The organism is Enterococcus sp. DIV0213h (assembly GCF_051711285.1).
GTDB lineage: Bacteria > Bacillota > Bacilli > Lactobacillales > Enterococcaceae > Enterococcus_D > Enterococcus_D casseliflavus.
This window is the reverse complement of sequence record NZ_JBIOMH010000001.1, coordinates 3,224,978-3,251,015: the sequence shown is the minus strand read 5'-3', so window position 1 is coordinate 3,251,015 and position 26,038 is coordinate 3,224,978. Positions and strand designations below refer to the sequence as shown.

The 26,038-nt window shown below is 44.4% G+C and carries 17 protein-coding genes; 11 read left to right on the top strand and 6 right to left on the bottom strand.

Going from position 1 to position 26,038, the window contains the following annotated elements; genetic code table 11:
• Positions 1-17: 17 nt before the first annotated feature.
• Positions 18-1,889, bottom strand: a complete 1,872-nt coding sequence (locus tag IGI77_RS15140; RefSeq protein WP_438770300.1) for a beta-N-acetylhexosaminidase — start codon at positions 1,887-1,889, stop codon at positions 18-20.
• Positions 1,889-2,521, bottom strand: a complete 633-nt coding sequence (locus IGI77_RS15135) for a DUF624 domain-containing protein (RefSeq protein ID WP_015510403.1) — start codon at positions 2,519-2,521, stop codon at positions 1,889-1,891. The genes IGI77_RS15140 and IGI77_RS15135 overlap by 1 nt, the downstream gene beginning before the upstream one ends.
• A 300-nt stretch (positions 2,522-2,821) precedes the next feature.
• Here IGI77_RS15135 and IGI77_RS15130 point away from each other — a divergent pair, with 300 nt between their 5' ends.
• The 7 genes from IGI77_RS15130 to IGI77_RS15100 all read left to right on the top strand — a co-directional run bounded on the left by IGI77_RS15130 (position 2,822) and on the right by IGI77_RS15100 (position 14,569).
• Positions 2,822-4,180 (top strand): alpha-L-fucosidase, encoded by a 1,359-nt coding sequence (locus IGI77_RS15130; RefSeq protein WP_438770299.1) that lies wholly within the window; start codon positions 2,822-2,824, stop codon positions 4,178-4,180.
• A 55-nt stretch (positions 4,181-4,235) separates the two neighbouring features.
• Positions 4,236-5,189 (top strand): ABC transporter permease, encoded by a 954-nt coding sequence (locus tag IGI77_RS15125; protein ID WP_005228058.1) that lies wholly within the window; start codon positions 4,236-4,238, stop codon positions 5,187-5,189.
• A 15-nt stretch (positions 5,190-5,204) separates the two neighbouring features.
• On the top strand, positions 5,205-6,119 hold the full coding sequence (locus IGI77_RS15120) for a carbohydrate ABC transporter permease (RefSeq protein ID WP_015510401.1): 915 nt from the start codon (positions 5,205-5,207) through the stop codon (positions 6,117-6,119).
• 21 nt (positions 6,120-6,140) lie between these two features.
• Positions 6,141-7,793: an extracellular solute-binding protein gene (locus IGI77_RS15115; RefSeq protein WP_015510400.1), complete on the top strand. Its 1,653-nt coding sequence runs from the start codon at positions 6,141-6,143 to the stop codon at positions 7,791-7,793.
• Positions 7,794-7,877: 84 nt separating this feature from the next.
• Positions 7,878-10,925, top strand: a complete 3,048-nt coding sequence (locus tag IGI77_RS15110) for an alpha-mannosidase (protein ID WP_275853975.1) — start codon at positions 7,878-7,880, stop codon at positions 10,923-10,925.
• Positions 10,926-10,943: 18 nt separating this feature from the next.
• Entirely contained in the window at positions 10,944-13,187 is a 2,244-nt protein-coding gene (locus tag IGI77_RS15105) for a glycoside hydrolase family 3 N-terminal domain-containing protein (RefSeq protein ID WP_275853976.1), read from the top strand.
• On the top strand, positions 13,184-14,569 hold the full coding sequence (locus IGI77_RS15100; RefSeq protein ID WP_275853977.1) for a glycoside hydrolase family 1 protein: 1,386 nt from the start codon (positions 13,184-13,186) through the stop codon (positions 14,567-14,569). Before IGI77_RS15105 ends, IGI77_RS15100 begins: the two co-directional genes overlap by 4 nt.
• 72 nt (positions 14,570-14,641) lie before the next feature.
• On the opposite strand, the gene IGI77_RS15095 is transcribed toward IGI77_RS15100, so the two are convergent.
• Positions 14,642-15,502, bottom strand: a complete 861-nt coding sequence (locus tag IGI77_RS15095; RefSeq protein WP_005228070.1) for a MurR/RpiR family transcriptional regulator — start codon at positions 15,500-15,502, stop codon at positions 14,642-14,644.
• A gap of 216 nt (positions 15,503-15,718) precedes the next feature.
• Between IGI77_RS15095 and rpsO the strand changes: the two genes are divergently transcribed.
• From rpsO to celB, 4 genes are all read left to right on the top strand, one after another.
• A complete protein-coding gene (rpsO, locus tag IGI77_RS15090; protein WP_005228072.1) occupies positions 15,719-15,988 on the top strand; it encodes a 30S ribosomal protein S15 in 270 nt (89 codons plus the stop codon).
• Positions 15,989-16,546: 558 nt separating this feature from the next.
• Entirely contained in the window at positions 16,547-18,664 is a 2,118-nt protein-coding gene (pnp, locus tag IGI77_RS15085) for a polyribonucleotide nucleotidyltransferase (protein WP_005231801.1), read from the top strand.
• Positions 18,665-18,874: 210 nt separating this feature from the next.
• Entirely contained in the window at positions 18,875-20,275 is a 1,401-nt protein-coding gene (locus tag IGI77_RS15080; RefSeq protein ID WP_438770298.1) for a glycoside hydrolase family 1 protein, read from the top strand.
• A 2-nt stretch (positions 20,276-20,277) separates the two neighbouring features.
• Positions 20,278-21,618: a PTS cellobiose transporter subunit IIC gene (celB, locus tag IGI77_RS15075; RefSeq protein ID WP_005228080.1), complete on the top strand. Its 1,341-nt coding sequence runs from the start codon at positions 20,278-20,280 to the stop codon at positions 21,616-21,618.
• An 81-nt stretch (positions 21,619-21,699) separates the two neighbouring features.
• On the opposite strand, the gene IGI77_RS15070 is transcribed toward celB, so the two are convergent.
• The 3 genes from IGI77_RS15070 to IGI77_RS15060 form a co-directional block, all read right to left on the bottom strand.
• Complete coding sequence (locus IGI77_RS15070; protein WP_438770297.1) at positions 21,700-23,622, bottom strand: heavy metal translocating P-type ATPase; 1,923 nt, start codon at positions 23,620-23,622, stop codon at positions 21,700-21,702.
• A 294-nt stretch (positions 23,623-23,916) separates the two neighbouring features.
• Positions 23,917-24,957: a type 2 isopentenyl-diphosphate Delta-isomerase gene (gene fni / locus IGI77_RS15065; RefSeq protein ID WP_332282459.1), complete on the bottom strand. Its 1,041-nt coding sequence runs from the start codon at positions 24,955-24,957 to the stop codon at positions 23,917-23,919.
• Positions 24,954-26,036 (bottom strand): phosphomevalonate kinase, encoded by a 1,083-nt coding sequence (locus IGI77_RS15060; RefSeq protein WP_438770296.1) that lies wholly within the window; start codon positions 26,034-26,036, stop codon positions 24,954-24,956. The genes fni and IGI77_RS15060 overlap by 4 nt, the downstream gene beginning before the upstream one ends.
• Positions 26,037-26,038: the final 2 nt, after the last annotated feature.

Below are 26,038 nucleotides of genomic sequence, written 5' to 3'. Positions count from 1 at the left end.
AGTTCTCACTCCTTCTTTTAAACATCAGAAATTTTCCCCGCACTATAGATTCCATGAAATAAATTGCGACCCACAGAAGTACTGCCGCTGAAAGGGGTCACCATTGGTAAGGACGGTTGAGTCAATTCTTCCAACGTATCGAGCTCCCCGTCCAAGAAGGCAGTAAGCCGCCAGAGTGTCGTATCGCAGCGCATCAGCAAGGCGCCGTATCGCAGATCGATAATTTCAAAACCGAAAGGTCGATTCCAGTCAAACCAGACTTGACGATGGGCTTCATAAAGGGATTGCAAGGCGGATTTATAGACACTGATCGCATCTACTGCTTGGTGCAGTCCGGTGCGATCCTTGCTTTTATAGGCACTGGTGATCTGGTTGGTAATACAGGCTTTTTGTGCCAAAACATCAGCCAGCTGCTGATAAAAGGCAAACATCGTTTGTGTGTCCCGTGTTGCTTTCACAGCAGCCAACTCTTGAGCCAATGTTTGATAGTGGGATGCTAAAGAAAGATCAGTTAAATTTTCTTGATACAAGCCATACAGCAAGTCTTGGTAGAGCAACAGCTTGCTGGGGTTTTCTCCGTGAGGATTGTTTTTTTGCACACCTGCAGTTTGATCAAAGCGATCAAGCAGTAAAAAGTCGTTGGCTATTGACTGGTGAAAAAGCTGAAATTTTTTAGTTAAATTCTCTAACGAAAGGTCGTTTCCAAACTGCGCTTCACTGAAATATTGCAAACCTAGTAGCGCAGCAATCACTGGTGTTTCAGCTCCGTCGTCGCCCCAAAGTGTGGCATAGACTTCTTGGACATCGTTTTCTTTGGCGGCTTGCAAGGCGTGACGCATAGTGGCGAAACTTTTGCCGTAGTTCGGCGCCAAACCGTTCCACGTCCAGATACCTCCAGCAAAGACGATCGGCTGTTTTAATTCCCGGTGTTTCGCAAACATTCGCTGATAAGAGGCATGATCATGATGATAATAATCCCAGTAAACCATTTTGACCGCAGGGAGGTCAGCAAATAATTCTGTCGGAAAACACACGTCTGAATCGTAGTAATCACCCGTAGGCGCACCGATTCTAAAAAACATATCGCTCCACATCATCGGCTCAAAACCTATGTTTTGACAAAGCGCAGCTACCTGCTTTAGGTGTGCGGCCATAATCGTGAACCGGTCTTGTAACCCGTTTATTTCTAAATACTTTCCTTTCCCCAATTGGTGTGCTTCATCCATACCGATGTGCAGTTGATCAGTTGCAAAACACGAACGGATCGAACGGATCGCTGCTTCCAAAAAAGTATACGTTTCTTCTTCTCCCACCAGTAGAATATCTTCTGTGTCCCGAATACTTCCAGCGAACTGCCACTTTAAAGGATTCGTCAAATGTGCCAATGTTTGAATCGCTGGAATCAAAGTTACTCCTACGGCTTGGGCATAGGTATCTAGAGCCTTTAATTCTACTTGGGTATAACGACCGCGCAAATGTCCGAAATAAGGGTACTCAGGAATTTCATAAGTATCTTCCATATAGAGCATGAGGCGATTGAGGCCCATCTTACTTGTTAATAAAATGAACCGTTCCAGCTTTTTGACGGTCATCACCGCATTGCGGGACAGATCGATCATTGGTCCAATTGCTTCAAAATGCGGCTGTTCTTCTAAGACATAGACTGGGCGATCTTCATGCACCCATAAAGTTAATGCCCGAAACAAATGCGCTTTTTCTTGATAGTAAATGATCGTTTCTAGTGGGCCGTGGCAAATTTTCAGGGAACCGGGTCGATGAATCAAGCGCAAGGGATGACCATTCGGCGTTTCCCTCAATTCTAGTTCTTGCAGTGCGTGACTAAAAAAATCATCGAGGTTTTCATTACTTTGGATAAAAATGTCCTTCATCACGAGCGTCCTTCTTTCATCAGTGATTCCGAGCGCTGAATCGCTTGAAAAGAGAACCAGCTACTGGGGAATAGGAAAAAGGGAACAAAGCCGATGACTAATAAGATTGGCAAAAAAGTCAAAATGATAGTAGTCACTAAGATTCCCAAAATCATCGCAATTGTTTGGGGAACACTGATAACCATTAGTAATATTGCTTGTTTAAAATAGTGAAGAAGCGTCAAATCATAACGCAAATAGACCGGCAGAAGGTACAAGCTTATCAAAAGGGCACTGATAAATAGCAGCAGCAAAAAAAAGTGAATCAAGCTATTTTGGATAAAAGTACTAGAGATACGTAATTCCAACCATAAGAACAACAACAAACCCGCTTGCATGGCGCCTAATTGATTGGCACGACGGAAATTTTTTTTCACGATAGTTTTGAACCAAGTCTTCAAAGACGCTGGTCGTTCCTTTTTTTGGAAGCTATCGAAAAAAGCTTGGATAATCGTAGCGGTGGCAGGAAAAATACCTAAAAATATCCCGTATCGAAATACCCAATAAAACCAAAGTAACTGCAACTTCAGGCAATGAAGTAACCAATCGCCGACTTGATAGGAAACATGATAAATACCATTCGTTTGTTTCATAAGCCCCTCACTTTCTTACGGATACAAGTTTTGTTGTATCCGCTTTATTTGTTGTTCTAATCGTATCATTGATATATAGCCAGTGGGAGTAAATGGAAAAATCACACATCGAAAACAAGAAAAACACAGCAAATGTATTTGAAACGCTACATTTCTCCAAAAACGTTCATCGAGATCAAGCTTTATTCCTTGCACCTTTTATAGACGAAGTTGTTCGTTTTAACATAGCGAAAAAACTTACATATTGTTATAGGACATTTTTTTCGCTTACATTTAGAACAAAGAAAGGAGTGCAAATGAATGACAAATATTCGCGGTGATATTGAAGAAGCCAAAGGGAACATTCAAGAAGAACTAGTCCCAGAAACAGAAATGCTCAAGCAACGTCTGGAATGGTTTCAAGACTTGAAATTCGGAGTGATCTTCCATTATGGGCTGTATGCCGAAGCGGGGATCGTTGAGTCTTGGCAATTATCTGAAAAAGATGAATGGGCTAGAGAAAACCACCCTTATCGAGAAACCATCGAAGCACTGCGTTTGGATTATTGGCAGTTGATCAATCGGTTTGAACCGAAGAAGCTGGATACCCGCAAATGGGCAAAAATCTGTAAGGATGCAGGGTTTAAGTACTGTTTATTCACAACAAAGCATCATGATGGGTTTTCGATGTTCAATACAATGGAATCAGAGTTTAAAATCGGCGGGAAATTAAGTCCCTTTAAACGCGACATATTGCAAGAAGTGTTTACGGCATTTCGAGAAGCAGGGATCGCCACAGGAGCCTATTATTCTAAAGCTGACTGGTATTCTCCTTTTTACTGGTTGGATGATGATACCGTCAAAGGCCGTCATGCCAGTTACGATACCCATCTTCATCCAGAAATTTGGGCACGCTATGTGTCGTTTGTGCATCGCCAGATTGCGGAGATTACCTCCAATTACGGAAAAGTCGATTTTCTTTGGTTAGATGCCGGTTGGTGCGGACAAGGCAAAGAAGACCTACAAATGGATCGTTTAGCTGAGATTGCGCGTGAGAAACAGCCGGAATTGATCATCGTTGATCGGATGATGGGGGGCCGTCATGAAAATTATGTGACACCAGAACGCAAAATTCCTGCATTAGCAGAAATTCCTAAAAAAGTTTGGGAAAGCAATATCCCGATTGGAAATGATTGGGGCTATGTGCCGAATGATACTTTTAAGAGCAGCCAAGAACTGCTGGAAACCTTGATTGATGTAGTCAGTAAAGGGGGGAATTTGATTTTAGGCGTCGGACCAACACCTGATGGCGAATTTACATTCGAAGAGACCCAACGCTTAGAAGAAATCGGCCATTGGTTGGCGCTATATGGTGAAGGCATCTATGAAACGCGGGCAAGACCAACAGCTTGGAAAAATGAATGGTATTTGACCTATCAAAAAGACGGCAAGGCTCATTTTGCATTTCGCAGTATCGCTGCAGTCGCTTGCGAACAGATTCCTTTAACAGAGATCGGAGCAACTGAAGAAGACGAGCTAATTGATCTAGCCACTAAAAAACCGTTACCAGTCTATAAAAATGCGGATGAACCGTATCTCTTATGGTCGGATATCAGTCACCCGAACGTTGGGGCAGTTGGGATTCGCGTTTCGACACATAGGGAAAAAAATACACATTGATTTGAAAGCGAATACAATTCATGATAAGGCTAACACCAAGCAAGGAGGAGGAAGAATGGAAACAGCGCCAATCAGACAAACCGTTTCAGTACCTAAAACAAAGAAACAAGATATAAAAATGAAGATCAAGAAAAATCGGCAATTGTACTTGTTTGTGTTGCCAGCGTTTTTGATTATTTTGATTTTCTCGTATGGACCGATGTATGGAATCATTATTGCATTCAAGGATTATATGCCTTCATTAGGGATTATGGGCAGTCCTTGGGTTGGGTTTAAACATTTTCAACGTTTCTTCGATTCCTATTATTTTTGGGAACTCATCAAAAATACTTTAGGAATCAGTATCTATTCATTGGTTGTCGGTTTTCCGCTGCCGATCATCCTGGCATTGGCTTTGAATGAGATCAAAGACGGCCCGTTTAAAAAAATTACCCAAACAGTCACGTATGCTCCAAACTTTATTGCTGTGGTGGTCATGGTTGGTATGGTCATTGCTTTTTTATCTCCCTCAACAGGGATCATCAATCACCTATTAGAATTTTTGGGTTTCGAGCGGATCAGCTTTATGACCAATCCCCGCTGGTTTAAAACGATTTATGTACTGTCGGGCGTTTGGCAAGGAACGGGATGGGGGTCTGTGATTTATCTGGCAGCCCTATCTGGAGTTGATACGCAACTGCACGAAGCGGCAACGATCGATGGCGCTTCTCGTCTGCAACGCGTTTGGTATATCAATATTCCAACGATCATGCCCACGATGGTGATCTTATTGATCATGAGCTTCGGCAGCTTGATGTCAGTTGGGTTTGAAAAAATCATCTTGATGCAGAATCCTTTGAATATGCAATCCTCGAATGTGATTGCGACCTTTGTTTACCAGCAAGGGCTGTTAGATGCGCAGTACAGTTTTGCTGCGGCAGTCGGCTTATTTAACTCATTGATCAATTCAGTCTTGTTGATCGTAGTCAATCATATCGCCAAACGTTTAAGCAACTCTAGTTTATTGTAGAAGGGAGGACCAAAAGTGAAAACAACGTCTTTAATAAAAGATACCCGTGCTGATAAAATCTTTTTGATCTTTGTTTATGTGTTTTTAGCAATTTCTTTGCTGATCGTTTTGTATCCACTGATTTATATCATCAGTGCTTCAATCTCAAATCCGCATCTGGTAAACTCTGGTGAAATGTGGCTTTTGCCAAAAGGGATCACCTTTGAAGGCTATCGAACACTACTAGGCAATAGCAGTATCTGGCGTGGCTATTTGAACACGATTTATTATACGGTTTTAGGGACATCGATCAATCTCTTAGTGACCTTACCTTGCGCCTACGCCTTATCACGAGAGGATTTTTATGGGCGACGCGCCTTCACTAATTTTATGCTGGTCACCATGTTCTTGTCCGGTGGCTTGATTCCCAGCTACTTGTTGATTCGCAGCTTAGGCATGCTGAATACTGTCTGGGCACTAGTGATTCCAGGAGCCGTCTCGGTTTACAATGTTGTTGTCACGCGAACATTTTTTCAATCCACGATTCCACGGGAGATGGAAGAAGCAGCAATTGTGGATGGTTGTTCTGATTTTCGGCTATTCATGCAGATCGTTTTACCACTATCAACGCCGATCATTGCGGTAATGGCTTTGTTCTATGGCGTCGGACATTGGAACAGCTTTTTTAGCGCATTGATCTATCTTTCTGATCGATCAATGTATCCGTTACAAATGATTTTAAGAGAAATATTGATTCTTCAAGATATGTCATCAAATACCGTCAATAATGTGACTTCAGAAATGGCGAATATGCTATATAGCAAACAACAACTTGCTCAAGTCATCAAGTACGGTGTCATGATCGTTTCTTCATTACCGGTAATTATCGTCTATCCGTTCTTACAAAAGTATTTTGTCAAGGGCATGATGGTTGGTTCAATTAAAGGATAAAAAACTTAAAGGAGGAAGAAAATGAGAGTAAAAAAGAAACTTTTAGGAATAGCAGGTGTTGCTTTGTGCAGTATGCTCGTCTTAGGTGCGTGCGGTAATTCTTCAGATGAAGGTACTGGGGAAAAGAAAGAAGTGGCCATCAATCATGACAGTCAGTTTCCGATCATCAAAGAAGGGGAAGAACTGACACTGAATATCATGGCACCTGGTGTAGGGTTGGCGGAATGGGAAGACATGCCGACATTACAGGATTATCAGGAAAAAACTGGCATCAAACTGACCTATACGACACCGCCATCCGCTGACTTTAGTACGAAACTGAACTTAGCCTTTGCTTCTGGAGATTTACCGGATATCGTTTACGGTGCTGGTTCGCAAGCATTGACTGCTTCGATGGAGATCGATTACGGTTCACAAGGGATCTTGCTTCCCTTAGAGGAGTATATCACGCCGGAAATCATGCCAAACCTGTATGCACTGACGCAAGAAGATCCCTCAATCTTGAAGTCGATCACAACGCCGGATGGGCACATCTACTCTCTGCCGATGATCTCACGGAATGCGACATCGATTTGGTGGCAAGGTCCGATGTGGTACAACGGCACGTGGCTCGATAATTTAGGTGTATCTGAACTGCCAAAAACCACAGACGAATTGCAAGAGCTTCTGACACGTTTTAAAAACGAAGACCCTAACGGCAATGGTCAAGCAGACGAGATCCCATTGACGGATGTTGATATGAACTCGACAAGAGTTTGGTTGATGGCTGCCTTTGGCTTACGGACCCGCGGCATCCAAGTGGATGATGATGTGGTCTCCTACACACCGACTTCAGAAAACTACAAAGCATTCTTGGAATATATGAATACATTGTACGATGAAGGCTTGCTGGATAAAGAAGTTTATGGACAGTCAGATGAACAGAAAAAAGCGAAGGGTGAAAACAATCAACTTGGGCTTTTTGCCGACTATTTCAGCTTCTTTACTACTGGTCGCAGTGAGGAAGAGGCTATGAATGATCCAATGTTCCAACCAGTGACTTCTGAATGGGCTCCAGAAGCTAAGATTCCCGGTAGTCCAAGAATTTCACGAGGGACCTTTGCTTTGACCAATGTCAATCCTTCTCCAGAAGCTTCTATGCGCTGGGTGGATTACTTCTATTCAGAAGAAGGCTCAAAATATATCGAACAAGGACCAGAAGGGTTTTTATGGGAGTACCAAGAAAATGCGGACGGTGAAAAAGTTCGTGTCTATGCAGACGGCATCGATACCAACAATACCGAAGACGAACGTGGCAAGATCACACCAGCATACGGATTGACAACGCCAAACCTTGTTATCGATACAACCGGCGAATACCATATCCGTAAAACGGCGAATGAAGAACCGGATACTCGTTTCAACGATTGGGTTGCCAAAGAAACAGCTGAGAAGATGGAAGACATCGCTGAAGTACCATTTCCGCTACTGTATTTAACGATTGAAGAAAACGATAAGGTAGCAGCAACTGCCACTGATTTGACAACTTATGTAGAACAAATGGAAGCCAAGTTTATCACAGGTGTCGAACCGTTAGATAATTGGGACGACTATGTGAAAACGATCGAAGCAATGGGCATTGACGAATACGTCGAAGTCTACCAAGCGGCTTATGACCGTTGGAAAGCAAACTAAATAAAGTGATAAGTGGAAAACGGGCCGAGATGATCAATCTCAACCCGTTTTTTTCAAAAATCTTCTAGAGGAGTCCAAAGAAAAATGAGAGTTATGCAGCCTTATGAGTTTGAACGCATTCGAAAAATTTTATACAAATTAAAACAATACCGCGTACGCCATCAGCAACCGGTAGCCCCACTTTTTTTAAAACGAGAGACTTGGGTACCGTATGAGCAAGGGACCTATTTTGGAGAAAAAAATTCCTATTACCAATTGCAAGGTAGCCTTCAAGTTCCCGCTGACTGGGTGGAAAATCTTTGTGTCCTGCAAGTGTACTCAAGCCTTTCAGAGTGGGACAACACCACCAATCCCCAAATAAAAATCTATTTGGACGATACCTATGTCCAAGCCATCGATGTCAATCATCGAGAAATTACATTGACAAAACAATTTCTACAAAAAGAAGTCAAACTGAAGATCGATTTGTTCTCCGGCCGATCTGACAAACCATTCCCGCTGCAGGTCAATTTATTGGCGTTGGATCCTGCAGTTAATGATGTCTGGTATGATTTTTATACGCTGTTTGATAGTTGGCGTGCCATTCGTGCGTTTGGCGGTGACGAAGCATTTTATCAACAAGTCCTTGGTCAAGTCGCCAATGTCTTGGATTTTCGTACCCCCTACTCAACGGCATTCTATGAAAGTCTCACAAAAGCAAAGCAGCTGCTTTCATCGTGTTACTTACCAGCGCATACACCAAAACAAAAGGTGACGGCTGTCGGCCATACCCACATCGATCTGGCGTGGCTTTGGACGGCGCAGCAAGCAATTGAAAAAGGCGAGCGCAGTTTCCAGACGGTCTTGAAATTGATGGAGGAGTATCCAGATTACACGTTTTTTCAAAGCCAACCACAACTGTATCTCTCCATGAAAACCCATTATCCTGAACTTTACGCTGCAATCAAAGAAAAAGTTCGAGAAGGAAGATGGGAAGTTGACGGGGCGATGTGGGTGGAAGCCGATTGCAATTTGACTTCAGGAGAATCACTGGTTCGTCAGATCCTTTATGGCAAACGGTTTATGAAAGAGGAATTTCAAGTCGATAGCCGCATCTTATGGCTACCGGATGTCTTCGGTTATTCAGCCGCCTTGCCGCAAATTTTACGCAAAACAAATACGCCATACTTTATGACGACGAAGCTGTCATGGAACCAGTTTAATCAAATTCCTTATGATTCCTTCTATTGGCAAGGAATTGATGGAAGCCGCGTTTTGACGCATTTTATTACAACCATCAGTGAAGGATACAGTCCAAGAGATTATTATACGACGTATAATGGATTGCTAGATCCTTATACGATCAAGGGGAGTTTTGAACGTTATCAGCAAAAAGATCAGCACGACGAAATTTTGATTGCCTATGGGTATGGTGACGGTGGCGGAGGCCCGACGAAAGAGATGTTGGAAGTTCAAAAACGGCTGCAAAAGACATTGCCAGATATGCCGACGATCACTGGCAATCATGTGGGGGGCTTTTTTGATCGACTGGCAAATTCTTTTGCTGAAAAACCAGGACCGGTCTGGTACGGCGAATTGTACTTTGAATACCATCGTGGGACCCTGACTTCCATCGGAAAAAACAAAAAGGCCAATCGTCAAGGAGAATTCTTCTTACAGACGATCGAAAAACTTTATAGTATCTGTGGGATGAATCGCTATCCACAAGCTGAATTAGAACAACTTTGGAAACAGCTGCTGTTCAATCAATTCCACGATATTCTGCCGGGAAGCTCGATCAAAGAAGTCTATGATCAGACGGATCAAGAGTATCGGCAGCTCTTTGATAAAGGCTGCGAACTGATCCACGCTTTGCTTCCAGAAACACAAGCACCCAAAGCTACTACTTGCCATGTCTTTAATCCGCTAGGGCAAGAGCGGACGGGTCTGGTCTATTTAGACGATCAGACAGGGGTCAAAGAAGCTTACTCGACTCAGCGGACCCATGATGACCGGCTATTAGTCAAAATTCCTGCCATGGCTGGCTTGAGCTGCAAAACATTGACCCCTGTCTCAGCTGTGCCTCAATCAAAGCAAGTGGCAATGCGGCTGGAGGAATCGTTTGAAACGGCGGATTTTAAAGTGATTTTTGACGAACACTTTGACATCATCTCTTTAATTGACAAACGGCATCAACGAGAGATCGTACCAAAAGGCGAGCGGTTGAATCAGTTAGTGGCTTATGAAGATCTGCCGATGGATTATGATGCGTGGGATATTGATATTTATTACCAGAAGAAGCCTTATCCTGTGAAGCAAGTTCTCTCAGCTGAGGTCGTTGAGCAAGGTGAGATTCGTGATACCTTGAAAATCAAACGTCAGTTTGAAGATTCTTTTATTACCCAATGGCTACATTTTTATCATGGCACCGGAAGAATCGATTTTGAAACAGCGGTTGATTGGCAGCAACATCAATTGCTGCTGAAGGCATTGCTGCCGATTGATGTCAACACATTGGAAGCGACATTTGATATTCAGTTTGGGCAGGTAAAACGACCTGTGCATCAAAATACGACATGGGACCAAGCGCGTTTTGAGAGCTGTGGTCAAAAATGGGTTGATCTCTCAGAAGGAAATTATGGGGTTAGTATTTTGACAGATTCGAAATATGGGTTCAATACGGATTATCAAAAGATCGGGCTTTCTTTGATCAAATCGCCGATCGATCCGTATCCAGAAGCGGATCAAGGCTTTCATGAGTTTACCTACTCCTTGTACGCCCACGAAGGGACTTGGCAAGACGCGCAAACGATGGAAGAAGCTTTGGCATTGAATGTTCCCGTTCTAACCGTTCCAGGTGTGCCGCAACTATCAGCAGAAGCTTTTCTAGCAGTCGATCAAAAGAATGTCTTGCTGGATACGGTGAAAAAAGCCGAAGATGAAGAGGCACTGATCGTGCGGTTGTATGAATATCACAATCAAACAACCGCCTGTCAATTGCGTTGCCAAAAAAGAATCAAAAAAGCGGTTTTAACGAATCTTTTGGAAGAAACCGTCGCTGAACTGCCGATCGAGCCGCTGGATGCCCAAAGCATCACAATCCATTTCCAGCCATTTGAAATCCAGACCATCATGCTTTATTTAGAAGACTAAATAGAAATGGAGAAGCATATGATTGAGACACTTTTACGGCAAATGACGTTGAAAGAAAAAATCGGCCAGCTGAATCAGCGTCTGTATGGTTGGGAAGTCTATGAAAAAACTAACGGAAAAATTATGTTGACTGAAACCTTTAAAAAAGAAGTAGCTCGTTTTGGCAGTCTTGGCTGGATCTACGGCGTGTTTCGGGCTGATCCTTGGTCAGGGAGAAATCAGCAAACTGGCCTGACGACCGCGGAGTCCTATGAGCTATCCCTTATGATTCAAACTTATTTGCAGGAGCACACTCGGTTGGGGATTCCAGCCTTTCTCAGTGAAGAGTGTCCCCACGGGCACCAAGGTTTGGAAGCCACGACATTTCCGGTCAATTTTAGTGTCGGTTCTAGTTGGAATCCCGACCTGTATCAAGCGGCCCAAACTATCACTGCTCAAGAGATTCGAGCAAAAGGGGCCCATGTCGGCTTAGTTTCCGCATTGGACATTGCTAGAGATCCGCGTTGGGGACGAACTGAAGAATGTTTCAGTGAAGATCCATTTTTAACCAGCAGCTTTACCAAAGCGGCCGTCAGAGGATTGCAAGGATCAAAAACAACGATAGAAAAACAGAACGTTTTAGCGGTGTTGAAACATTTTGCTGCCCAAGGTGCAGGAATGGGGGGGCACAATGCAGGACCAGTGGCGATCGGTGATCGGGAATTCCGTGAAATTCATCTGCCACCAATGAAAGCGGGGATTGCTGCTGGGGCTTTGGGGTGTATGGCTGCATACAATGATCTAGATGGCGTTCCTTGCCATGCCAATACGTATTTGCTGCAAGAGGTTTTAAGAGAAGAAAGTGGCTTTGCGGGAATCGTTATGGCTGATGGGTGTGGGTTGGATCGGATTGCTGACTGGCTGGGAAGTCGCTCGCAAGCAGCCGCCAAATCCTTGACCAGCGGTGTAGATGTTAGTTTATGGGACGAAGTTTTCCCTGTATTGGAAGAAGCTGTCCTTGACGGATTGATTGCGGAAACGGTTATCGACGAGGCGGTCCGGCGTGTGCTTCTTTTGAAAGAAAAACTTGGCTTGTTTAAAGAAGCAACGCCCCACGTTTCATTGCCAGACCAAGAAAAGGCCCGACAAGCTTCCTTAAAATTAGCAGAAGAATCCGTCGTCTTACTAGAAAACAATGGCATTTTGCCTTTGAAGAAAACGCGACAAAAAATTGCTGTCATTGGTCCTCACGTTAAACAGCTGTATCATCAGCTGGGGGATTATACCCCATTTAAGGAGGAAGCAATGTGTATGACTCTTTGGGAAGGGTTGACCAAATTAAATACGCATCAAGTGGATTTCGCCTACGAAAAAGGCTGCGAAATCGCCAATGGAACAACGGCGCAACGACGGCGGGCTTGTCAGATCGCAGAAGACGCTGATGTCATCTTAGTGACGATTGGTGGCTCCAGTGCCCGTGATTTCACAACGGATTTTGACAAGAACGGCGCCGCCTTAAGGGGATCTCAGGAAATGACCAGCGGAGAAAACATCGACTTAGCTACCCTCGATTTGCCGCAATGCCAGTTGGATTTACTGTTTGCGTTGAAGAAGAGGAAAAAGCCGCTGATTGGGATCGTGATTTCTGGTCGACCGCATTGCTTAGCCCCTTTGAAAGAAGTATTCGATGGACTGCTTTACGCTGGCTATCCCGGCCAATATGGAGGGGAAGCGATTGCTCGGATTCTTTTTGGCGAAACGGTTCCTAGTGGGAAATTAGCAGTTTCTATTCCTGATACGGTTGGACAGCTGCCAGTCTGTTATAATTATCGCAACACAGCGTTTCAAAAAGACTACCTCGATCAAAACGGCACACCAGTATATTCTTTTGGTTATGGTCTTAGTTATGCCTCTTTTACTTGCAGCGCGGTTTCGGCTGAATATGCAGGTGAAGGCATTATCGTTAGCGGCACACTCGAAAATCATTCTGCAGTTTCTGGCAAAGAAGTCATTCAATGTTATCTAAAAGAGTACACGAAAGCATATGTGCCGAGAAAAAAAGTCCTGTGTGGCTTTCAAAAAGTATGGGTGCCTAATCAAGGGCAAGTAGCTTTTCAACTCGTGATCGATGAAGCATCATTGCAGCAGCTGGCAATTTCTTTGAAAGATACTGCATCGTTTTGTCTGGAAGTCGAAACAGCAGGTCAGCAGTATCGATTTTTATTTCAACGATCCAACCCTGACCGTACGTGGCAGGTAACTCAGAAAGGAGCAAAAGAATGATTCACTTTCCAAAAAACTTTTTATGGGGAGCGGCCGCGTCAGCACCGCAAACCGAGGGGGCTGCGGCTGTTGACGGCAAAAGTCCCTCTACATGGGACAAATGGTTTGAGTTAGAGCCGTCACGCTTTTACGATGGTGTCGGACCAAGCGACACTTCAAATACCTACTATCAATACCGTGAAGACGTGGCAAACATGAAGGCCATGAACTTAAATTCCTATCGGACATCGATTGCATGGACCCGCTTATTACCAGACGGAAAAACATTGAATCAGACGGCAGTAAAGTTTTATCGGGCATATTTTCAGGAAATGCTGGATCAAGGCATCGAACCGATCATTAATTTGTTTCATTTTGACATGCCTTGGTGGCTGATGGAGAAAGGAGGCTGGGAAGCCAGGGAATCCGTTGACCATTTTGCATTTTATGCAAAAACTGCTTTTGAACAATTCGGCGATTTAGTGAAAAAATGGGCGACCTTTAATGAACCATTGGTGCATATTGAATGTGGGTATTACGGAGATGCTCATTGGCCGCAAGTGCGTGATTTCAAGCGGGCGATCCAAGTGGGTTATCATACTTTGCTAGCTCATGCGAAGGCGGTTGCTGAGTTTCGTAAACTCGCACTTCCTGATGGAGAAATCTGTATCATCTTGAATTTGTCACCTGTTTATCCAAAAAGCCAAGAAGCGGCTGATCGAGAAGCCGCTGAATGGGCGGACCTCTTGTATATTCGCAGTTTTTTGGACTGTGTCGTTTATGGACAATTTCCTGAAAAACTAACGAGCTTGTTCAAGGAGCATCAATTGACCCCTGAATATGAGGCAGCAGATGCGGAAATTTTTCGTGAAAATACCGTAGATTTTATCGGTTGCAATTATTATCAACCGTTGCGGATCCAAGCGCCCCTTCCGCAGAATGGAGCATCCAATCTCTTTGAGCCGCGTCAGTTGTTTCGTGGGTACGATTGGCCAGAGAAAAAAATCAATCCTCATCGTGGCTGGGAAATCTATCCAGAAGGGATCTACGATATTGCGATGCGTCTGAAGAATGACTATCAAAACATGCCATGGTTTATTTCCGAAAATGGCATGGGGGTGTCAGAGGAAGAACGGTTCATGGATGCCACGGGGCAAGTCAATGATACGTATCGGATTACCTTTGTTGAAGACCATTTGTGTCAGCTGCATCGCGCGATCGAAGATGGGTCACCTTGTTTCGGCTACCATATGTGGACCTTTATGGATTGCTGGAGCTGGTTGAACGCTTATAAAAACCGCTATGGTTTTTATCGAGTAGATTTGAAGAATAACTTCGAGCGTTATCCTAAAGCGTCCAGTTTTTGGTTGGCAGAAGTAGCTGCTAGAAATGCCATTGATTGATCAAAGTGTCCGATTAGAAGCAAAAATACCGCAGGAACATATTCCTGCGGATTTCTTTTGGGTATGAACATTTTACAAATACTTCTCACGAAAATCAGCGATGGCTTGGCGTGACGCGTAGATATTGCGTGCCAGCTTTTCATTTTTACTTAAAAAGACATAGAAAAGGACATCGACCGCTAATAGGTGGGCGATGATTGAATTGGTAGCGGCACTCCGCTGGTTGGCTTCTTTGGAACGGGACACTTGCAGGGGAACATCCGCCAACTTCGTCAACGGATTGCTACCAAAGCGGGTGAGCGACAGGATCGGAACGCCAAGATTTTTAGCGATTTCGGCTAAGTGAACCATCTCAGGCGTGTGTCCACTGTTGGAAATGACCCAGACCAGACTTTTTTTCTCGTTTTTGACAAGTTGCGGCAACAAGAGATTGTAGTCATTTTCAAACACGACGATCTTGCCTAAACGAGTCCATTTTTGTTGGATATCTTGTGCGATCAATGAGGAAGCACCGATTCCGCAGACAAAAATGCGTTCACGAGTCGCGATCAGTTCAGCGGCAGCCAACATCAGCTGTTCTTCTAATAATTGGGCCGTCTCATTCATGGTCACCTGGGCATTGTGGCTCAATTTTGAGGTGATGGCATGAAAGGGCTCGTTTAATTCAACATCGGCATAGCCTAAATGCTCATTGGCATTGTGGCGCAAGCCGGATTCGGCAGATAATTGTATTTTTAAATCTGTCAAACTAGCAAAGCCGGTTTTTTTCGCAAAACGTACAACGGTTGGTGCACTGATCCCAGTGGCTTCTGCTAATTGACTCGCAGTCATCGACGGCACTTTTTCAGGATTGGCCTCCATGAATGCGAAGAGTTTCTTCTCAGAAAGCGATAATTCATTTTTCATGCTCTCGATTCGGGAAAGAACGCTCATCCTTACACTTCCTTTAGATAGAGTAGTATCCTAAGTATAACATAAGTTTTGGAGGAGCTTTCAAAAGAAACGAAAAGAATAGGTAGATAAACTTGCTTTTTTACTTAGAATCAAGTAAAGTAATTACGTGTGAAAAGCACAGTACCTGTTACTTGGTTTAACGAATCACCAACGTTTTACTCAGTCGCAGGGGAAAAAGAAAAAGAGGTGAAAAACATGGCAATTTCAAAAGAACGCAAAAACGAAATCATCAACAAATTTGCACGTCATGAAGGAGATACTGGTTCTCCAGAAGTTCAAATCGCTGTTTTAACAGAAGAAATCAACCATTTGAACGAACATGCACGTATGCACAAAAAAGACCACCATTCATACCGTGGGTTGATGAAAAAAGTTGGACATCGTCGTAACTTATTAGCTTACCTACGTCAAAAAGACGTACAACGTTACCGCGAATTAATCCAAGCTTTAGGATTACGTCGTTAATCAAACAAAGAAAAGTGAGGTTCAACCCGAATCTCACTTTTTTGCTATGAATCACTGCGACTGGGCGGCGCAAGCCGCACAGAGCAGATGATGAATAGTACTAGGCGAGAGCAGCGAGCGTAGTGACCAAGCAGCGGAATCACTGCGACTGGGCGGCGCAAGCCGCACAGAGCAGATGATGAATAGTACTAGGCGAGAGCAACGAGCGTAGTGACCAAGCAGTGGAATCACTGCGACTGGGCGGCGCAAGCCGCACAGAGCAGATGATGAAACCTACTAGGCGAGAGCAGCGAGGGTAGTAACCAAGCAGCGGAATCACTGCGACTGCATTGTCGGCTAAAACAGCTGATGCTGTCTGACAGGTAAGCTCGAGCCATCTAAAAAGTGAAACACCGAAATAGCGGCCTTTTGACTGGTGAATCAAAAAGCGCAGCCAAAAAGAATTTTGGGTCCTTGTAAGCAGCATCCTACTAACCAAATGAAAGCAGCGGAACGACATTCCGATTTTTTCATTTGTTTAGTAGTGACTTGCTGGGATCCGATGAAAAGGAGCAAAACATGACAGAAAAACAAGTATTCAAAACAACTTGGGGCGGCCGCCCATTAGAAGTAGAAGTTGGCCAATTAGCCAAGCAAGCAAACGGAGCTGTATTGGTTCGTTATGGCGATACGGTTGTCCTAAGTGCAGCGGTTGCATCTAAGGAAGCAAAAGATACCGACTTTTTCCCATTAACGATCAATTACGAAGAAAAAATGTATGCCGTAGGGAAAGTACCTGGTGGCTTTATCAAACGTGAAGGACGTCCAAGTACGGAAGCAACCTTGACTGCCCGTTTGATCGACCGTCCGATCCGTCCAATGTTTGCGGAAGGCTTCCGTAACGAAGTACAAGTTACAAACATCGTAATGAGTGTTGAACAAGATTGTACGCCAGCAATGGCGGCAATGTTAGGTTCTTCTTTAGCGTTATCTATTTCAGATATCCCGTTTGACGGACCGATCGCTGGTGTCGATGTCGGTCGGGTCAATGGCGAATACGTCTTGAATCCAACAGTAGAACAAGCAGAACAAACCGATATCGAATTGACAGTAGCTGGAACGAAAAAAGCCATCAACATGGTTGAATCAGGAGCGAAAGAAGTTTCTGAAGAAGACATGTTAGGTGCGTTATTATTCGGTTTTGATGCTATCAAAGAATTGGTTGCCTTCCAAGAAGAAGTTGTCGCAGCTGTGGGCAAACCAAAAATGGAAGTCAAATTGTTACAAGTAGATGCTGACTTGAAAAAAGAAATTTTCGACGGCTACTACCAAACAATGAAAACTGCTGTTATGACGGAAGAAAAATTGGCTCGTGAAGACGAGATCGATAAAGTCAAAGACACAGTGAAAGAAGTATATGCAGAAAAATTTGCTGGACATGAAGAGGAAGCACAATTCTTGAAAGAAGTGAAACAAATCGCAGAAGATCTTGAAAAAGATGTGGTTCGCGAATTGATCACCATCGACAAGATTCGTCCGGATGGCCGTCAATTAGACGAAATCCGTCCATTGGCATCAGAAGTTGGCTTATTGCCACGTGTTCATGGTTCTGGTCTATTTACTCGGGGACAAACTCAAGCATTGTCTGCTTGTACGTTAGCACCTTTAGGTGAACACCAAATCATTGATGGATTAGGGGTTGAAGAATCAAAACGATTCATCCACCATTACAACTTCCCTCAATTTTCTGTTGGTTCGACTGGTCGTGCTGGCTCACCAGGACGTCGTGAAATCGGTCATGGTGCATTAGGCGAACGTGCTTTAGCACAAGTGATTCCTGATGAAACAGACTTCCCTTACACAATCCGTCTAGTTGCAGAAGTATTAGAATCAAATGGTTCTTCTTCTCAAGCAAGTATTTGTGCAGGAACCTTAGCGTTGATGGATGCAGGGGTGCCAATCAAAGCACCAGTTGCAGGTATCGCAATGGGACTTGTATCTGATGGTGAAAACTACACGATCTTAACGGATATCCAAGGCTTAGAAGATCACCTTGGCGATATGGACTTTAAAGTTGCTGGAACCAAAGATGGGATCACTGCGTTACAAATGGATATCAAGATCCAAGGAATCACTGAACAAATCTTGACAGAAGCATTAGATCAAGCGAAAAAAGCGCGGATGGAAATCTTAAATGAATTGACATCAACATTGGCTGCTCCTCGTGAAGAGTTAAGCCAATACGCACCGAAGATCGAAATGATCCAAATCGATCCTGCGAAGATCAAAGATGTAATCGGTAAAGGCGGCGACACCATCAATGGCATCATTGATGAAACTGGCGTGAAAATCGATATCGATCAAGACGGAAAAGTTTCGATTGCTTCTGCTGATGCAGAAATGATCCAAAAAGCCATCAAGATCATTGAAGAATTGACGAAAGAAGTAAAAGTTGGCGAAGTGTACCTTGGGAAAGTTGTCCGTATTGAAAAATTCGGTGCGTTTGTCAACTTGATCAAAGGCAAAGACGGCTTAGTTCATATTTCACAACTTGCGAACGAACGGGTCAACAAAGTGGAAGACGTTGTCAAAGAAGGCGACGAAATCTTAGTGAAGGTTACAGAAATCGACAAACAAGGTCGTGTGAACCTTTCAAGAAAAGCACTATTGAACGAAGACAAAGCAGAGAAAAAATAAGCTGCTACTTCTAAATCATAAGCAAAGTCTAGGAAACTGGACTTTGCTTTTTTTGTGTCTAAGTAGCAGCTCTTCAAGAGGGTCTTACTTGACAGGAGTTATTTTTTGCGTTACCGCGAAAAATAAGAGATAATTCAGAATATTGTCTTTGCCATGCAAGCAATAATTCTAAGATGTCAAACGCATCTTATTTAGGATAAGGAGTACGATATGAAACAAACATTTCCAACCGATTTTTTGTGGGGAGCATCGATTTCCGCGCACCAAACCGAAGGGGCGTATCAAACCGACGGTAAGGGGCTGAGTGTCCAAGATACTCGTCCAAGAGACAACCATGAGATCGCAGATTTTACAGTGGCTGTCGACCATTACCACCAGTACAAAGAGGATATCGCCTTGTTAGCAGAAATGGGGATCAAAATTTTCCGCTTTTCGATCGCTTGGTCGCGAATTTTTCCAGAAGGGCGCGGTACCGTCAATCAAAAAGGATTGGATCATTACAGCGATGTCATTGATGAATTGCTGAAACACGGGATTCAGCCCTTTGTGACGTTGAACCATTTTGACTTGCCGCAAGCATTGGAAGACGAAGGCGGCTGGACAAAACGCAGCACCGTTGAGGCATTTGCCGCATATGCCAAAACGCTGTTTACCGCCTATGGGGATCGAGTGACGCACTGGCTGACGATCAATGAACCAAATATCATGCTGCTGGTGGATCAAAAAATATTAGGGAAAAAGATTCCATTATCAGAAAAATACCAGCAATTTCATCACCTGATGATCGCTGAAAAATATGCCTTCGAAGCGTGTCATGAAATCGTTCCAAATGGCAAAATCGGACCGGTGCCGAATATTTCGTTGGTCTATGCGGCGACTAGTCGACCAGAAGACAACCAAGCAGCGTTGTACTTCAACAGTGTCCGGAACTGGGCTTACCTTGATTTTGCCTGCTTCGGTCGTTACAACACGGTCTTTCAAGATTATTTGAACCAAAATGGGCTCACGATTGACTTTGGGCCTGAGGATGAGGCGTTGATGAAACGGGCTCTGCCTGACTTTGTCGCGATGAACTTCTACACCACAGTGACAGTGGAGCAGCCAACGGAAGCTGGGGATATGAAAAACGGTATCAGCGATCAGCAAAGTGAAGACATTATGGAGCGTGGTTTTTACAAAGGGTTCACCAATACGTTCTTGAAGAAAAATGCCTTCAATTGGACCATCGATCCCTTGGGGCTGAAAACGACGTTGCAGACTCTTTATGATCGTTACCACTTGCCGATCATCATTACCGAAAACGGCTTAGGGGCAGAAGATCATCTAGAAGCAGATGGCACGGTTCATGATCCGTACCGTATCGATTATTTGTCGCAGCATATCAGCCAATGCTTAGCCGCGATCAATGCTGGGGTGGATCTGATCGGATACAGTCCGTGGTCTGCCATTGATTTGATCAGTGTACATGAGGGGATTCGAAAACGGTATGGCTTCATTTACGTGGATCGCAATGATGCACAGGAAAAAGAACAAAAACGAGTGAGAAAAGACAGCTTTTATTGGTATCAAAAGCTGATTGAAGTAGGGGCGATCCCTTCGTTGGAGGAGTAACGATGACAAGTGTTTTTACCTTTTTAGAAACGCGTTTGATGCCGCCTTTGAATAAGTTGGCGAATTTACGCTTTATTCGCGCAATCATGCAAGCAGGGATCATTACGGTCCCTTTTACGATCGTCGGATCGATCTTTTTGATCATCAATAATTTACCGCAGATCATTCCACCACTGGCTGGCTTTTTCGAACAAACGATTTTACGATTTTCACCGCTCTATAGTGTCGTGACCACGATGTCTGTCGGCTCGATTGCTGTTTTTTATTGTTTAGCAACAGGGTATTATTTAACTGAGATTTATCATAAAGAAGATCATTTGACTATGAGCAGTTTTGTAGGGGCGTTATTAAGTTTGTTTGCCTTTTTAATGACGATCATTCAAGTCGACATTACCGATGGGGCAGCTCAATTGCTGCAGTCAGAAAGCGAAACTGCCATTGTTTACAATGGGATCGCCATAGGCGGTTGGATCACACGCTTTAGCGGGGTAGGCATCTTTATTGGGATCATCACCGCAGTGCTTGCTACGTCGGTCTATCGTTTTTGTGTAAGAAGAAAGATTACCATCCAGATGCCTGAAGGAGTTCCTGATGGAGTCAGCAAAGCATTTGCGTCATTGATCCCAGCGATTTTGATCGCCTTTTTGATGGTGGCGATCAACGGGGTACTGGCGGTTTTCCACACGGATCTTCACGGATTGCTGTCCAAACCATTTGAATTCGTGAAAGAGTTGACGGGTTCTTGGTTAGGAATCATCGTGATTATGCTCCTTATCCATCTCTTATGGGCAGTGGGGGTTCATGGGACGGCTGTTATTAAAAATAGTTTCATCAATCCCATCCTTTTGGTGGCTCTAACGGAAAATATCGATGGTGCCAATAATATTTTTGCTGGGGATTTCGTGAACATGTATATTTTTATGGGCGGCGCAGGCAGTACGCTTGGTTTGGTTTTATTGATGCTGTTTGTGGCAAAATCACAACAGCTCAAAGTCTTAGGAAAAGCAGCGATCTTACCAGGGCTTTTTAATATCAATGAACCAGTGATCTTCGGGGCACCGATCGTCTACAATCCGTATTTGATCATCCCCTTTATCATAACCCCTTTGATCAACGTCACGATTGCTTACTTTGCTAGCTCATTTGGCTTTGTCGATAAAGTCATTACTGGCATTCCCTGGATCTCGCCAGTCGGAATTGGGGCGTTTTTAGGAACCGGTGGTGATTTCCGAGCCATCCTGATCGCTTTGATCAACTTAGGGGTTTCCATTCTCTGCTATTATCCATTCTTTAAAATGTACGATGGCAAACTCTACACGGAACAACTTGCCAATCACGCATAAATAGGAAAAAACAGCAAAACGCCCGTTGATGGACTTCTAGTGAAGTGCCAACAACGGGCGTTTTTCTAATGCAAGTAGTGATCACGTATGCAAAGACTGTTGATACAAGACGCAATCATCACAATCTTTGCGAGTTGGTTTGGCTTGATGGGGTGTTTCTTTGTGTAATGGCAAAAGCATACGCAACCCGTTTAAGATAACTAAGATCGTGCTTCCTTCATGACCCACGACCCCTAGAGGCAGCGTGAGAAATTCAAGGAAGTTTGAAGCAATCAGCAACAAGATGACACTGATAGAAAAGACGATGTTTTGTTTGATGATCCGCTGTAATTTTTTAGCCAAACGGTGACTGTCGACCAAGCGCAGCAAATCATTTTTCATCAAGACGATGTCCGCCACATCCATTGCGACGTCGGTTCCTTCGCCCATCGCGATCCCCACACTTGCGGTCGCTAAGGCGGGGGCATCATTGATCCCATCACCGACCATCGCATTGATTTTGTAGGTTTCTTTCATTTCTTTGATCCGAGTGGTTTTCTCGTCAGGCAGGCAATCACTTTCATAGTCAGACAAGCCGATTTCTGCTGCGATCACTTTAGCAGTACCTAAATGATCACCCGTCAGCATCGTCGTGTGAATCCCCTGCTCATTGAAGTAGGCAAGACTTTCACGAGCTTCAGGACGGGGCTGATCCAATAGTGCTAAATATCCTGCTAATACACGGTCACGATTGATATAAATCAAGGTTTTTCCAGCTGCTTTCAATTCGTGGATGCGGGTTTGCTCATTGGCAGCAACAGAGGTTAAATCGACTTCTTTTCCAATCGTCCAATGGGCAGCTTGGTAAGCGGCGGCTAGACCGACCCCCGCTTGTTCTTCCACGGCTAATTCCAATGGCTTTTCATCGTGAAAATACGCCAAGATCGCTTCAGCCAATGGGTGATTTGATTGTTTTTCCATCCCGACGATCAGTTGGGGAATAAAGGGTTCATCCAGCAACAGTTGGACATCAGTGACAGCAGGTTTGCCACGAGTCAGCGTTCCGGTTTTGTCAAAAGCGATCGCTTTGACATTGGCAAAGGCATCCAAGGCTTGTCCGCCTTTGCATAAAACGCCCAAACGAGCAGCGTGAGAAATGGCTGCTAAGGTCGCAGGAGTAGCAGAGGCGACTAAGGCACAAGGAGATGCCACCACCAGTAAGACCATGCCGCGATAAAAGCTTTCTTGGAACCCCCAATTCGTGAAAAACGTACACAAAACGATCATTAGCGGGACGGCGATCAAGACGATCGGCACATAGATCCGTTCGATTTTTTCAATCAGGGTCGCCGTTTGACTTGGCATTTGCTGTGCTTCTTCCACCAATTGAATGATTTTTGCAAAGCGGGTGTTTTCACTCGTTTGAGTAACTTCAATGTACAATGGCTGCCCGAGGTTGATGGTTCCGCCAAAGACTTCACTGCCTAAACGTTTCTCGACAGGAATGGATTCGCCACTGATGGCCGCCTCATCAACGCTGCTGTTTCCTTGGATCACGATACCGTCGATCGGGATCGCACTGCCTTTTGCCACCATAATCGTATCTTTTAACTGAAGGGCTTCCACTGGTACTTCGACGAGCTCGCCACTTTCAATCATTTTTAAGGCAGTCGTTGGTTGCAGTGCCATTAATGAACTAATTTCTCGCGTACTTTTGTTGGTCGTATATTCCTCAAGGGCACCGCTCAAACAAAAGATAAAGGTCAGCATCGCCCCTTCAAACCAATGACCAATGATACAGGCACCAATGGCGGCTAATGCCATCAATAGATCGACGTTCAACCGTTTGTCGTGCACCAATTCTTGCGTGCCTTCCCAGGTTTGTTTCCAACCACCAGCAAGAATCGCTAACAGATAAGGGACAAAGCTATAAGGAATGGAAAAAGATGCCATAAGAAAGCCAGTTGCCATCAATAGCAAACAAGCGATCGTTGAAAAAACAGCCGACGATTCTGATTTACTCATAAGAAACGCCTCCTTTTGAATGTAGTCTAGGAATGAAAAACCGATCCTTTTCTCAAGAAATAATCGATTGTTCCTCCCTCAACTTGAGCATAGCATATTCGAAAACAAGATGGTAAAAAAACAACGTACCTGATAATGAAAGTGATTATCAAGTAGCGATTAAATAACATTAATATCCAAATGATAAATGGAAAATTACTATTATAGAAAAAAGAACACAAAAAAAAGCAGTACAATAAAAAACGAATTATACTGCTTTTACTTATTTGATGTGGTAGTCAGCGATTGGATCGCTTAACGCAAACTATACTTTGCTAAGGGAATCTGACGTGCTTCACACCACTCTTTGACAGCACCAGAAAAAATCAGCTGAACCTTGGTAAGGTCTTTGGTGCTTGTCTGTCCTGCCATTGTGTAGAGCAGCTGCAGCTGTTCCTTCCATGATTGTAAGGTGGCGATGGTTTCTTCTTTGCCTTTTGACAAAAGCAGCACGAGGATCGTGGCGGATAGTCCTACGCTATCGGCACCAAGGCAAAGTGCTTTGAAGATATCGTAAGCATCCCGAACTCCGCCTGAAGCGATGCGGGTAAAGGGCTGTTGGAGCTCATTTGCTTCCAGCAAGGAAATCACGGTGGATTGACCAAAGGTGTCTAAATACGCCAATTCACGTTTTTTTCGACGAGCATTTTCGATTTGCGTAAAACTTGTGCCGCCGCTGCCCGCAACATCAATCGTTTGTACGCCAATCGCCAGTAACTGCTGGATCGTTTCACGGGACATCCCAAAGCCGACCTCTTTTACGACAACCGGAACGGCAACAGAAGCCATCGTTTTTTCCAATAAGGACAGCCATTGGCTGAATTGACGATCGCCTTCTGGCATCACTAATTCTTGCGGTGCATTCAGATGGATCTGCAAGGCATCGGCACCAAAGAGCTCCACTGCCCGTTGTGCATTTTCAATGGGACTGCCCGCGCCAATATTGGCTAATAAGAAGCCGTCAGGATTGGCTTTGCGGACGATACGGAAAGAATCGGCGACACCTGGGTCTTTTAAGGCAGCCGAAACGGAGCCGGTTGCCATCATCAACTCACAGGCTTGTGCGATCTCTGCTAACTCTTGATTGATTTTTAAGGTTTTTTCACTGCCGCCGGTCATGGCATTGATGAAAAAAGGGCTGGAAAATGAGCGGTCAAAGACAGTCGTCGCAATTGACACATCAGCCACGTCAATTTGTGGAAACGACTGGTGAACCAAGCGAACTGCATCAAAATCGTTGCTGTGTTCTTTATGGAACGCTTTTGCTAAGGAAACATGTTCATCTTTTCGATTCATGATAGGTCCTCCCGGTAATGGTAAACATGCAGCGGCAAGGGGGTGATCTCGGCTTTTTCCCACGCACTCATCAATGGTAAAATACCGGTTTTCTGGTCAACGATCACGATGCCGCAATCGCCGCCGCCGGCACCGGAAGATTTGGCTGCACCACAATAATTTTCTGCTAGATCACAAAGCTTTTTAAGTGCTGGAGTTTCAATCGGCACACCAGTCAGTGCGGACAACTCCCGCAGGAGCTTTCGATTTTCCGTGATCATTTTTTTGATCGTGCGACTGTCTTCATTTAAGAAGCCGTCGATCAATCGATTGACGCAGTCTTTGCTGGCTGCTAAAAAGGCCGCATAGGCGTTTTCTTTTTCTTCTTTGGATTGATAGACTTGATCCACTAAATCAGAAGTAGAGGCAGGAGAGCCTGTCCAGCCAATCAGCAGTCGAAGAGATTTCGGAACCGTCAAGGGACGGATCGATAATCCTGGCCAATCGAAAGCGATCAATTCTGTTAAGGTATGGTCTTTTTGTTTGGCTAAGACCCAGTCGTGATCGAAGGTTGAAAAAGCGATCCAGCCGCCATAGCAAGAGGCCGCAATATCACCGCACGACCCATTGCCTTGAACAGCGAGATGGGCAAGAGCCGCAATTTTGAATTGGGTCAACCGATTCATTTCCATTTGATAGTACAGATTCAATGCTTTGACCGTGGCAACAGTCACGGCACCGCTGGAACCGAGGCCGTATTTGCGACCATTCGAGTTATCCAGTTCACTGGTCACTTTTAAATCGTAAAAGGAAAGGGGGATGCCTTTTTCTTGGGCATATTTTTCCGTCAGACGAATGGCTGCCAAAATATAGTGGAACGGGTTATCCCGGTGGTCTAAGACTAATTCGCCTTTGCGACGCGTCCAGCGAATCGGCAGGTCGCTGTATTGGGCAGACTGGATGCTGCCGTTTTTACGGGCCTCTTCAACAGTGACCGTGATAAATTGGTCAACGGCAACGATGATTGCAGGATGACCTGGTTCGACAACGGCGTATTCACCAGCAATAAATAGTTTTCCAGGAACGGATAGTTCAATCATTT